This window comes from Pseudomonas silensiensis, assembly GCF_050434865.1.
GTDB classification, from domain to species: Bacteria; Pseudomonadota; Gammaproteobacteria; order Pseudomonadales; family Pseudomonadaceae; genus Aquipseudomonas; species Aquipseudomonas fluorescens_W.
Map to the genome: position 1 here is coordinate 31,522 of NZ_JBNDJH010000021.1, position 11,765 is coordinate 43,286.

Below are 11,765 nucleotides of genomic sequence, written 5' to 3' on the forward strand. Positions count from 1 at the left end.
GGTAAATCCGAGAAAGTCCCGGATGGTAACAAAAGCGTTCGAGGGCGTCAGCCGTCAAGTTCCGAGAAACCGGTCAAGAAGTGCGGCCCAATGTAACGCTCGGGCAATTCGAACTCGTCGCGGTACTCGACCTGCACCAGGTACAGGCCGTACGGATGCGCCGTCACCCCGCCGGACCGGCGAATGCGGCTCTCCAGCACCTCTTTCATCCACTCCACCGGGCGCTCGCCGGCACCGATGGTCATCAGCACGCCCGCAATGTTGCGCACCATGTGATGCAGGAAGGCGCTGGCGCGGATGTCCAGCACGATCATCTTGCCGTGGCGCGTGACGCGCAGGTGATGCAGCTCCTTGATTGGCGACTTGGCCTGACACTGGCCAGCACGGAAAGCGCTGAAATCGTGGGTGCCGACCAGGTACTGCGCCGCCTCGGCCATGCGCTCGACGTCCAGCGGACGGTGGTTCCAGGTGATTTCTTCGTTCAGGTGCGCTGGGCGGATCTGATCGTTGTAGATCACGTAGCGATAGCGCCGGGCAATCGCCTTGAATCGCGCATGAAAATGCGCCGGCATGACCTTGGCCCAGCTGACACTGACGTCGTGAGGCAAATTGATATTGGCGCCCATGACCCAGGCTTTCATCGAACGCTCGACCTGGGTATCGAAATGCACCACCTGACCGCACGCATGCACACCGGCATCCGTACGCCCGGCGCAGAGCAACGACACCGGTGAGTCAGCGACTTTGGACAAGGCGTTTTCGAGCGTTTCCTGCACCGTCAGCACGCCAGAGGCCTGGCGCTGCCAGCCGCGATAGCGCGAGCCTTTGTATTCAACGCCCAACGCGATCCGGAAAAAGCCGTCGGCCACCATTTCGGCGGCCGGATTATCTATATTTGCCAAGGAGTGACAGCCTGCTGATATACGCAAAGGCGGGCATTATAAGGCCGCCGGACCGGGACGCCAGAGGCGTGTTCTGTTTGTGGCCTGCCAGGAGCGATCTGTCGTCGACTGAAACAAAAACGGCAGCCTCAATGGGCTGCCGTTTTGTTTACGCCTTACCGATCAATCAAGCCAGGCGCGAAAGCATTTCCTTGGCTTCGCTCTTCTGACCTGCATCACCCTCGGACACCACCTCATTGAGGATGTCCCGAGCGCCGTCGGCGTCGCCCATGTCGATGTAGGCCTGGGCCAGATCAAGCTTGGTCGCGACTTCGTCAGTGCCGGAAAGGAAATCGAATTCCGGCTCGTCAGCTGCGGAGGCCATGGCGTCTTCCGCCGTGAAACTTGGCTCGCCAAGGCTCTGGGACAGACGATCCAGCTCGGCGTTGACGTCATCCAGTTCGGCTGCGAATGCGTCCGGAGCGTCTGGCGCGTCCATTTCATCAGCCAGCGACAGGTCGAAATCGGCTGGCAGCTCCAGATCGTCCAGCGCAACCTCGGGAACAGCCGGCGCTTCAGCGACCGGTAAATCCAGGTCCTTGACGCCTTCATCCAGGCTCAACAGGAAGTCGTCTTCGGCCAGGGTCGCCGGCGAGGCATCCCCACCAAGATCCATATCCAGGTCGAAGTCCGACAGGTCATCAAGGTTTTCCTTGATCTCGGTCTGCTGCTGCAACACCGATTCGAAGCTCAAGTCGTCGTCCAGCGGGAACTCGTCCAGCTCGGTCGCAGACACAGGTTCAGCTTCTGGCTCTGGCTCTGGTGCAACCACTGCCGGAGAGGCAGCTTCCAGATCATCCAGGCTCAAATCGAAAGCACTGTCGAGGTCATCGGGCGCTGGTTCTGGTTCTGCTGCAACCACCGCCGGAGCGGCAGCTTCCAGATCATCCAGGCTCAAATCGAAGGCACTGTCGAGGTCATCGGACTCTGGTTCTGGTTCTGGCTCAACCACCGCTGGAGTTGAAGCTTCAAGATCATCGAAGCTCAAATCGAAGGCATTGTCGAAGTCATCGGGCACTGCCGGCGCTGGCACTTCAGGCTCGTCCTGCAACAGATCCTTGACGTATTGCGCGTCCAGTTCGGCAGCGATCGCAGCAGCGGCGATACCACCGGCGGCCGCAATCACCATGGCCGGGAAGCGGCTCTTGAGTTTTTCGACCTGTGCATAGTTGTCACCATTGGCCACCAGTTGGCGTTCCTGGGCAACGAATGCATCGCGGTCGCCTTGCTGACCGTAGACTTCCATCAGCTTGAGGCGCAGGTCACTGCGTTGTGGCTCTTGCTTGATCCCGTCTTCCAGCAAAGCAGCCGCCTGATTCAGACGACCGGCCGTGATGTGCGACTGCGCCTTGGTCAGTACGTCGTCATTGCGCTCGCCAGCAGGCGAAACCAATGGCGCGGCGATTGGCGGCGTTACCACCACCGGAGCAATTACCGGCGCTGGCGCGGGGGCCGGGGCTGGTGCAGGCGGTGGCGTCGGGGTTGGCGCGGTAGCGAGCTTCACGCTCGGCGGCGGCACGTCCAGGTCATCGAAGATGCTTTTTGGCAGGTCGAGTTCAGTGGAGAACGCCTGCTCCTCGGCCAAGTCACGGGCCATACGCAAATGCTTCTCGGCTTCTTGCTGGGCTTTGCGGCGACGCGCCAGCAACAGCAGTAGCAACAGCGCCACCACCGCACCGCCACCTGCCAGGCCCAGCAGCCACGGATTGGTCAGCAGCTCTTTGAATTGCTGATCGTCGGATGCTGCCGGCGTCGGCTCGACTGGCGTCTCGGCCGGAGCCGGAGTGGCCTCGGGCGCAGCTGCCTCAGGTGCAGGTGTTGCCGGAGCCGCTTGCGTAGGCGCTGGCGCAGGGTTGGCCGCCAGTTCGGCTGACATTGCCGGAGCAGTCGCATCCGGTGCCGGCGCACCCGCCGCGCCTTCAGCCTGCAACTTGGCCAGTTGATTGTTCTTCAGCTCGATCAGGCGTTGCAGCTTGTCCATCTGACTTTGCAGATCGGTCATGCGGCTTTTCAGTTCAGCGTTGTCACGACGGCTCGTGTCGAGGTTTTCCTTGGTCACGGCCAGCTTGTTGCTCAAGTTCTTGGCGTCGCCCGCAGCGCCTTTGCCACCGGCCTTGCCGGACTCGGCGGAGACCAGGCTCAGCTTGTCTGTCGTCGCTTGCGACGAAGGGCCTTCACCGCGAGCGCGTTTGGTGGCATCGATCTGCTGCTGTCCGGTCCCGGGCTTCGCCACATAGCGACGGCCCTGACGCCACGCGGTGTTCTGTGCGGAAACTTCAGCAATGGCTTTCGGTTGCGGCAGGCTGGTGCTCTGCGCCTGATCCGGCATACGCAACACCTGACCGGCTTTCAACCGGTTGATGTTGCCGTCGATAAAGGCATCCGGGTTCAACGCCTGGATGGCCAGCATGGTTTGCTGGACCGAGCCGCCAGTGCGCGTCTTCGCAGCGATTTCCCACAGGGTATCGCGCGGCGCGGTGGTGTATTGGGTTGGGTTGGTGCCACCGGTCACCGGTGCGGTGACGGTTTGCGTCGGTGCAGGCTGCGCAGCCGCATCAGCGGTTTGCGGCGAGAATTTGGACGGATCGAGCAGCACGCTGTAATCGCGCAGCAGGCGACCGCTGGGCCACATCACCTGAACCAGGAATTTCACCATGGGTTCGGAGAGGGGCTTGCTGGATGTCACACGCAGGATGCTTTTGCCGCTGGCGTTGAGCACCGGGGTGAAGGTCAGGTCATTGAGAAACGCCTGGCGATCGACACCGGCCTTGGCGAAATCTTCGGGCGAAGCCAGGCTCGGCACCAATTCGGCAGCGGTGAGGTCCTTGACGTCGAGCAACTCGATTTCTGCCACCAGGGGCTGGTTCAGCGTCGACTTCAGGGTCAATTCCCCGAGCCCGAGGGCATGCGCCATACCGGAGGACAGCGCCGAGGCGGCCGCTATTGCTAACACCAGTTTGCGAACTTGAACCATAGCCTCATCCTTTGTTTGAACATTCCTCGGCCAGCGAGAAGGTGTTGATAGTCGCTGCCGTAAGGCATTGCGTGCGGCGGCGAAGAGTCGTCGCGCGCGATCATTTCATTCATGCCACGCAAAGCCCCGGAGGGAGCCTGCTTTCAGCAGTCCGACCAAGCATAGCGCCCGGCCGGATTCATTCGACAAATTGTTGCCAAGTATCTTTTACAGGAGGTCTTTTATCAACAATTCGGCCACCTGCACAGCATTGAGCGCTGCGCCTTTGCGTACGTTATCTGACGTCAGCCACAAATTAAGTTCCGACAGGTCGTCGATCCCGCTGCGAACCCGACCAACGTAGACCACGTCCTGCCCTACCGCATCGCCTACCGGTGTCGGGTAATCGCCGGCTTCCACCAGCTCGATACCGGGCGCGTCTTCCAGGGCGGCGTTGACTTTTGCCAGGTCGATATCGCTCGAAGACTGCAAGGTCACGTTAAAGCTATCGCCAAAAAACACCGGGGCTTGAATGCAAGTGACGGAAATCTTTAATAAAGGTAGCGCCATGACCTGACGCAGCTCGCGTACCAGGCGTTTTTCCAGCAGCGTGTGACCCTGCTCATCAGGCTTGCCCACTTGCGCCAGCAGGTTGAAAGCCATCTGCCGATCGAAGAAAGTCGGCTCCAGCGGACGCACATTGAGCAGCTCGGCCGTTTGCCGTGCCAGCTCGGTGACCGCTTCGCGGCCCTGGGCGGAGACGGCCAGGCTGGCGGTCAGATTGATGCGTTGCAGGTCGAGCAAACCGAGCAACGGCGCCAGCACGACCGCCAGTGTGGTGGCCGAAGGGCTTGGACTGCTGACCTGGAACGGCTTTTTCAAACCGGCCAGCACCTGCGCATTGGCCTCTGGCACTACTTGTGGCGCTTGATCAGCCGGCAAGGCGCCGGACAAGTCGATCAGCGAGCAACCGGCGGCCGTGGCACGCGAAGCGAAACTCAGGGTTACCGCCGGGCCGGCCGCGAAGAACACCAGCTGGACTTTACTGAAGTCGAACTCATCGACTTCCCGCACCCGCACGTTCTTGCCGCGAAACGGCACCGAATGCCCGGCCGACTCACTGCTGGCAAGCAGGTGCAGATTGCCGACCGGGAAGTCGCGTTCTTCGAGAATCTGCACGAGCGTTTCGCCGACAGTACCGGTGGCGCCGATCACGGCGATATCAAAGGACTGGCTCATGGTTCTACCTCTGGCGAAACGGGGGGAGCGGCACTTTACCGGGTGGTTGGGATGCAGGCAATTCTGACTGGGATTTGCGGTGGTCGACCCGGCCCCATCGCGAGCAAGCTCACTCCTACAATGGTCGATGTCGAACAGAAATCATGTGTACACCCTCACCCCTGTAGGAGTGAGCCTGCTCGCGATGAGGTCAGACCAGACAACCGATAAATCACAGGCATAAAAAACCCGCGCCTTTCGCAAGGCACGGGTTCTTTTATTACTTCAACCGATCAACGCTCAAGCAGGATCCGCAGCATGCGACGCAGCGGTTCGGCCGCGCCCCACAGCAGTTGGTCGCCGACGGTGAACGCGCCGACGTACTGCGTGCCCATGTTCAGCTTGCGCAGACGGCCGACCGGTACGTTCAGAGTGCCGGTGACTTTCGTCGGGCTCAGTTCCTGAATGCTGGCTTCGCGGCTGTTCGGCACCAGTTTGACCCAAGGGTTGTGCTGGCTGATCAGCCCTTCGATATCGGCGATCGGCACGTCTTTGTTCAGTTTGATGGTCAGCGCCTGGCTGTGGCAGCGCATGGCGCCGATGCGCACGCAGATGCCATCCACCGGGATCGGGCTCTTGAAGCGACCGAGGATCTTGTTGGTCTCGGCCTGGGCCTTCCACTCTTCACGGCTCTGACCGTTCGGCAGTTCCTTGTCGATCCACGGGATCAGGCTGCCGGCCAGCGGTACGCCGAAGTTTTCGGTCGGGTATGCGTCGCTGCGCATGGCTTCGGCCACACGGCGGTCGATGTCGAGGATCGCGCTGGCCGGGTCGGCCAGTTGATCGGCGACAGCGGCGTGGGTCGCGCCCATTTGCTTGATCAGCTCACGCATGTTCTGCGCGCCGGCACCGGAGGCCGCCTGATAAGTCATGGCGCTCATCCACTCGACCAGACCGGCTTCAAACAGACCGCCCAGGCCCATCAGCATCAGGCTGACGGTGCAGTTGCCGCCGATGTAGTTCTTGGTGCCCGCGTCGAGCTGCTGGTCGATGACCTTGCGGTTCACCGGGTCCAGCACGATCACCGCGTCATCCTGCATACGCAGGCTGGAAGCGGCGTCGATCCAGTAACCCTGCCAGCCGGCTTCGCGCAGCTTCGGGAAGACTTCGCTGGTGTAGTCGCCACCCTGGCAGGTCAGAATCACGTCGAGGGTTTTCAGCTCATCAATGCTGTAAGCGTCCTTGAGCGGAGCAATGTCCTTGCCCACGGACGGGCCTTGGCCACCGACATTGGAAGTGGTGAAAAACACCGGCTCAATAAGATCGAAATCCTGCTCTTCCAGCATCCGCTGCATGAGCACGGAACCGACCATACCGCGCCAACCGATCAGACCTACACGTTTCATCGCAACTACACCTTCTTTAAAAAGTGGGCCGCTGCTTTCAAAGTGAAAGTTGCAGCGGGCCCGAGAGATTACAGATTCCGCAGCGCGGCGACTACTGCGTCGCCCATTTCCTGCGTACCGACTTTAGTGCAACCGGTCGACCAGATGTCGCCAGTACGCAGGCCTTGGTCCAATACCAGACTGACGGCCTTCTCGATTGCATCGGCCGCATCCTGCAGATTGAAGCTGTAACGCAACATCATCGACACCGACAAAATGGTCGCCAACGGGTTGGCAATGCCCTTGCCAGCGATGTCCGGCGCCGAACCATGGCACGGCTCGTACATGCCTTTGTTGTTGGTATCCAGGGATGCCGACGGCAGCATGCCGATGGAACCAGTCAGCATCGACGCTTGGTCGGAAAGAATATCGCCGAACAGGTTGTCGGTAACGATCACGTCGAATTGCTTCGGTGCGCGCACCAGCTGCATGGCGGCGTTGTCGACGTACATGTGGCTCAGTTCGACTTCAGGGTAATCCTTGGCCACTTGCTCGACGATTTCACGCCACAGTTGGCTGGAGGCCAGCACGTTGGCCTTGTCCACCGAGCACAGCTTCTTGCCGCGCACCATGGCCATGTCGAAACCGACACGGGCGATGCGGCGGATTTCGCTTTCGCTGTACGGCAGTGTGTCGTAAGCCTGACGCTCGCCGTTTTCCAGGGTGCGAACGCCACGTGGTGCGCCGAAGTAGATGCCGCCGGTCAGTTCACGGACGATCAGGATGTCCAGGCCAGCAACGATTTCAGGCTTCAGGCTCGAAGCCTCGGCCAGTTGCGGGTACAGGATCGCCGGACGCAGGTTGCCGAACAGGCCCAGTTGCGCACGAATCTTCAGCAGGCCGCGCTCAGGGCGGATGTCACGCTCGATGGTGTCCCATTTCGGGCCGCCCACAGCGCCCAGCAGTACGGCGTCGGCTGCGCGTGCACGGTCCAGGGTTTCGTCAGCCAGCGGCACACCGTGCTTGTCGATGGCGGCACCACCGATCACGTCATGGCTCAGCTCGAAGCCCAGGCTGTACTTGTCGTTCGCCAGCTCCAGCACCTTGACCGCTTCGGCCATGATTTCCGGGCCAATACCGTCACCTGGGAGAATCAGAATCTGCTTGCTCATGCTTTCCTCATGTCATCAGTCGGTGCGCCCTTGAGCGCACCCGGAAAAAGTCTATCGCCTGGAGGCTATCGCTCGGCCATCAGCACCAGCACATCGGTGCTGAACGAACCATCGGCCTCAATCTCAAAATATTCGCGTACTTCATTACCCATCGATTGCTGCAACTCGAGGATTGCCGCGCGCATCACCTCGGGTGTGCGCATACGCTCGACCCAGGAGGTGTACTCCAGTCGCAGCCGTTGACGGGCGGTGGTGCGGGTATGCAACCCCGCTTCGCTGACCTGACGCAACCACTCGCCGGCGGAATAATCGCGCACATGGCTGGTGTCGCGCAGCACTTCGACGCTTTGCAGGTAAGTGTCGAACAACGGACTGCCCGGTGACAACACGTCGACGAACGCCGCCACACCGCCCGGCTTCAGCACCCGGCGAACTTCTCGCAGGGCCAGGCCGAGATCGTTCCAATGGTGCGCCGAATAGCGGCTGAAGACGAAATCGAATTCGCCATCGGCGAATGGCAGGCGCTCGGCGGCGCCCAGCACGGTGGAGACGTTGGTCAGACCGCGATCGACGGCTGCACCGGCTACCACGTCGAGCATCTGCTGCGACAAATCGTAGGCCACCACTTCCTTGACCAGTGAGGCCACTTGAAAACTCACGTGACCGGCGCCGCAGCCCAGGTCCAGCACACGGGCATCGCCCTGCCCTGCCAGCTCAGCCTGTAGCAGCGCGAATTCGGTGCCTTGCGCGTGAACGGCGCTGCTCAGATAGGCCGAGGCTTGTTCACCGAATTGCTTTTGTACGACTTGGCTGTGCTGGGCATTGCGGGTCATGGGGACTTCCTTTTTGGGGTGAGTCTTGGGGTGTCTATTCTGGCCTCATCGCGAGCAGGCTCGCTCCTACAGGAGAACGCATTTCAAATGTAGGAGTGAGCCTGCTCGCGATGGCGCGGTCATGCCTTAACGCAAAATCAGGCGTCGCGAAACAACCAAGGCTGGCTCGCACGGTGCTTGGCTTCAAATGCCGCGATCGCTTCGTGGTCCTGCAAGGTCAGGCCGATGTCGTCCAGGCCGTTGACCAGGCAATGCTTGCGGAACTCGTCAAGTTCGAAGCTGTAGACCTTGCCATCAGGCCGGGTCACGGTCTGGGCTTGCAGGTCGACCGTCAACTCGTAGCCAGGATTCGCCTCGACTTGCTGGAACAGCTCATCCACTTCTGCGTCGGTCAAGATGATCGGCAGCAAGCCGTTCTTGAAGCTGTTGTTGTAGAAAATGTCGGCGTAGCTCGGCGCGATGATGCTGCGAAAACCGTACTCTTCCAGCGCCCACGGCGCGTGTTCGCGGCTGGAGCCGCAACCGAAGTTCTCGCGGGCCAGCAGCACGCTGGCGCCTTGATAACGCTCGGCGTTGAGCACGAAATCCTTGTTCAGCGGACGCTTGGAGTTGTCCTGGTAGGCGTAGCCCACGTCCAGGTAACGCCATTCGTCGAACAGGTTCGGACCAAAACCGGTACGCTTGATCGACTTCAAGAACTGCTTCGGAATGATCTGGTCGGTGTCGACGTTGGCACGGTCCAATGGCGCGACCAAACCGGTGTGTTGGGTAAAAGCTCTCATGTGCGGTTCCTCAGATCAGTTCGCGAACGTCGATGAAACGACCGTGGACGGCAGCCGCCGCGGCCATGGCCGGGCTGACCAGGTGCGTACGGCCACCGGCGCCCTGACGCCCTTCGAAGTTGCGGTTGGAGGTCGAGGCGCAATGCTCGCCCGATTCCAAGCGGTCCGGGTTCATCGCCAGGCACATCGAGCAACCCGGTTCACGCCACTCGAAACCGGCTTCGAGGAAAATCTTGTCCAGGCCTTCGGCTTCGGCTTGCGCCTTCACCAGGCCCGAGCCCGGCACCACGATGGCTTGCTTGATGGTCGAAGCGACTTTACGGCCCTTGGCGATCACCGCCGCAGCGCGCAAGTCTTCGATCCGCGAGTTGGTGCAGGAACCAATGAAGACGCGGTCCAGTTGAATGTCGGTGATCGCCTGATTGGCGCTCAAACCCATGTATTTCAAGGCGCGCTCGATGGAACCGCGTTTGACCAGGTCCATTTCCTTCGCCGGGTCCGGCACGTTCTGATCAACCGCCAGGACCATCTCGGGCGAAGTGCCCCAGCTGACTTGCGGCTTGATCTGAGTGGCGTCGAGTTCGACCACGGTGTCGAACACCGCGTCGGCGTCGGAAACCAGGTCTTTCCAGGCTTCGACCGCCATGTCCCATTCCGCGCCTTTCGGGGCAAATGGACGGCCCTTGACGTACGCCACGGTTTTTTCGTCGGCAGCCACCAGGCCAACACGAGCACCGGCTTCAATCGACATGTTGCAGATGGTCATGCGGCCTTCGACGGACAAGTCGCGAATGGCGCTGCCGGCGAACTCGATGGCGTGGCCGTTACCGCCGGCGGTGCCGATCTTGCCGATCACCGCAAGCACGATGTCCTTGGCGGTCACGCCGAACGGCAATTTGCCTTCGACCGACACCAGCATGTTTTTCATTTTCTTGGCGACCAGGCACTGCGTGGCGAACACGTGCTCGACCTCGGAAGTCCCGATGCCGTGGGCCAATGCGCCAAACGCGCCGTGAGTCGAGGTGTGCGAGTCGCCGCAGACCACGGTCATGCCCGGCAAGGTGGCGCCCTGCTCCGGACCGATCACGTGAACGATGCCCTGACGCACGTCATTCATTTTGAATTCAGTGATGCCATATTCGTCGCAGTAGTCATCGAGGGTCTGAACCTGCAAACGCGAGACCTGGTCGGTAATGGCTTCGATGCCGCCCTTGCGATCAGGCGTGGTCGGTACGTTGTGGTCCGGGGTGGCGATGATCGAGTCGACGCGCCAAGGCTTGCGCCCGGCCAGTCGCAGGCCTTCGAAAGCTTGGGGCGAAGTCACTTCATGGATGATGTGGCGGTCGATATAGATCAGCGACGACCCATCGTCGCGCCGTTTCACTTCATGGGAATCCCAAAGCTTGTCGTAAAGCGTTTTGCCGGCCATCAGACGGTCCTCATCAGCGTATTTCTATGCCCTGGGCTTTGAACAATTCAATAACCCCTTGGCTTGTGAGGTCGATCCTAGGGGGTTACATTAAATAACTCAAATTCATATTTTTTATGCTTTGGATAACCAACTGGAATACTGCAATGGACCTCGCCAACCTCAATGCTTTTATCGCGATTGCCGAGACCGGCAGCTTCTCCGGCGCTGGCGAACGGCTGCACCTGACGCAACCGGCCATCAGCAAGCGCATTGCAGGGCTTGAGCAGCAATTGAAGGTGCGCCTGTTCGATCGCCTGGGCCGTGAAGTGAGCCTGACCGAAGCCGGACGCGCCTTGCTGCCGCGGGCCTATCAGATTCTGAACGTGCTGGATGACACCCGCCGCGCCCTGACCAACCTGACCGGCGAGGTGACCGGCCGCCTGACCCTGGCCACCAGTCACCACATCGGCCTGCACCGCTTGCCCCCCTTATTAAGGGAGTTCACCCGACGTTACCCGCAAGTGGCGCTGGATATTCAGTTCCTCGATTCGGAAGTGGCCTACGAAGAAATCCTCCATGGCCGCGCCGAACTGGCGGTCATCACCCTGGCGCCGGAGCCCCACGCACTGGTCAAGGCCACCCCGGTGTGGGACGACCCGCTGGACTTCGTGGTCGCCCCGGAGCACTCGCTGATCAGCCACGGCCCGGTCAGCCTGGCGGACATTGCCCTGCACCCGGCGGTTTTCCCCGGTGGCAACACCTTCACTCACCACATCGTCCGGCGCCTGTTCGAAGCTCAAGGCCTGACGCCGAACATCGCCATGAGCACGAATTATCTGGAAACCATCAAGATGATGGTCTCGATCGGCCTGGCCTGGAGCGTGTTGCCGCGCACCATGCTGGATGATCAGGTTGCGCGAATACCTTTACCAGGCATACAACTCACTCGCCAGCTAGGCTATATCCTGCACACAGAAAGGACGCTGTCGAATGCGGCACGGGCCTTCATGGCCTTGCTGGATGCACAAATCGATCTGCCAGGGACTCTCGGCTAAGCTGTGCTACTTCTA

9 protein-coding genes are annotated in these 11,765 nt (G+C 60.6%); 1 reads left to right on the forward strand and 8 read right to left on the reverse strand.

Features of this window, described 5'->3' with window-relative positions:
- Positions 1-47 precede the first annotated feature (47 nt).
- From truA to leuC, 8 genes are all read right to left on the reverse strand, one after another.
- The gene (truA, locus tag QF010_RS25055; RefSeq protein ID WP_033061849.1) at positions 48-872 is read right to left on the reverse strand and encodes a tRNA pseudouridine(38-40) synthase TruA; all 825 of its coding nucleotides are present in this window, start codon (positions 870-872) and stop codon (positions 48-50) included.
- 196 nt (positions 873-1,068) lie between these two features.
- Positions 1,069-3,915 carry a FimV/HubP family polar landmark protein gene (locus QF010_RS25060; RefSeq protein WP_429534150.1) on the reverse strand — a complete coding sequence of 949 codons (2,847 nt, stop codon included), beginning with the start codon at positions 3,913-3,915 and terminating at the stop codon, positions 1,069-1,071.
- 207 nt (positions 3,916-4,122) lie between these two features.
- Positions 4,123-5,133 (reverse strand): aspartate-semialdehyde dehydrogenase, encoded by a 1,011-nt coding sequence (locus QF010_RS25065; protein ID WP_033061851.1) that lies wholly within the window; start codon positions 5,131-5,133, stop codon positions 4,123-4,125.
- A gap of 272 nt (positions 5,134-5,405) precedes the next feature.
- Positions 5,406-6,518 carry an aspartate-semialdehyde dehydrogenase gene (gene asd, locus QF010_RS25070; protein WP_033061853.1) on the reverse strand — a complete coding sequence of 371 codons (1,113 nt, stop codon included), beginning with the start codon at positions 6,516-6,518 and terminating at the stop codon, positions 5,406-5,408.
- 68 nt (positions 6,519-6,586) lie between these two features.
- Positions 6,587-7,669, reverse strand: coding sequence for a 3-isopropylmalate dehydrogenase (leuB, locus tag QF010_RS25075; RefSeq protein ID WP_046054220.1), 1,083 nt, complete (start codon positions 7,667-7,669; stop codon positions 6,587-6,589).
- Between the two features lie 65 nt (positions 7,670-7,734).
- A complete protein-coding gene (locus tag QF010_RS25080; protein WP_033061855.1) occupies positions 7,735-8,502 on the reverse strand; it encodes a class I SAM-dependent methyltransferase in 768 nt (255 codons plus the stop codon).
- 137 nt (positions 8,503-8,639) lie between these two features.
- Positions 8,640-9,284, reverse strand: coding sequence for a 3-isopropylmalate dehydratase small subunit (gene leuD / locus QF010_RS25085; protein ID WP_033061857.1), 645 nt, complete (start codon positions 9,282-9,284; stop codon positions 8,640-8,642).
- 10 nt (positions 9,285-9,294) lie between these two features.
- On the reverse strand, positions 9,295-10,713 hold the full coding sequence (gene leuC, locus QF010_RS25090) for a 3-isopropylmalate dehydratase large subunit (RefSeq protein WP_008151269.1): 1,419 nt from the start codon (positions 10,711-10,713) through the stop codon (positions 9,295-9,297).
- 146 nt (positions 10,714-10,859) lie between these two features.
- Here leuC and QF010_RS25095 point away from each other — a divergent pair, with 146 nt between their 5' ends.
- Positions 10,860-11,750, forward strand: coding sequence for a LysR family transcriptional regulator (locus QF010_RS25095; protein ID WP_008151271.1), 891 nt, complete (start codon positions 10,860-10,862; stop codon positions 11,748-11,750).
- Positions 11,751-11,765: the final 15 nt, after the last annotated feature.

Coding starts and splice junctions, on each gene's coding strand:
- truA (WP_033061849.1), bottom strand. CDS start 872: ATGGTGGCCGACGGCTTTTTCCGGATCGCGTTGGGCGTTGAATACAAA.
- QF010_RS25060 (WP_429534150.1), bottom strand. CDS start 3,915: ATGGTTCAAGTTCGCAAACTGGTGTTAGCAATAGCGGCCGCCTCGGCG.
- QF010_RS25065 (WP_033061851.1), bottom strand. CDS start 5,133: ATGAGCCAGTCCTTTGATATCGCCGTGATCGGCGCCACCGGTACTGTC.
- asd (WP_033061853.1), bottom strand. CDS start 6,518: ATGAAACGTGTAGGTCTGATCGGTTGGCGCGGTATGGTCGGTTCCGTG.
- leuB (WP_046054220.1), bottom strand. CDS start 7,669: ATGAGCAAGCAGATTCTGATTCTCCCAGGTGACGGTATTGGCCCGGAA.
- QF010_RS25080 (WP_033061855.1), bottom strand. CDS start 8,502: ATGACCCGCAATGCCCAGCACAGCCAAGTCGTACAAAAGCAATTCGGT.
- leuD (WP_033061857.1), bottom strand. CDS start 9,284: ATGAGAGCTTTTACCCAACACACCGGTTTGGTCGCGCCATTGGACCGT.
- leuC (WP_008151269.1), bottom strand. CDS start 10,713: ATGGCCGGCAAAACGCTTTACGACAAGCTTTGGGATTCCCATGAAGTG.
- QF010_RS25095 (WP_008151271.1), top strand. CDS start 10,860: ATGGACCTCGCCAACCTCAATGCTTTTATCGCGATTGCCGAGACCGGC.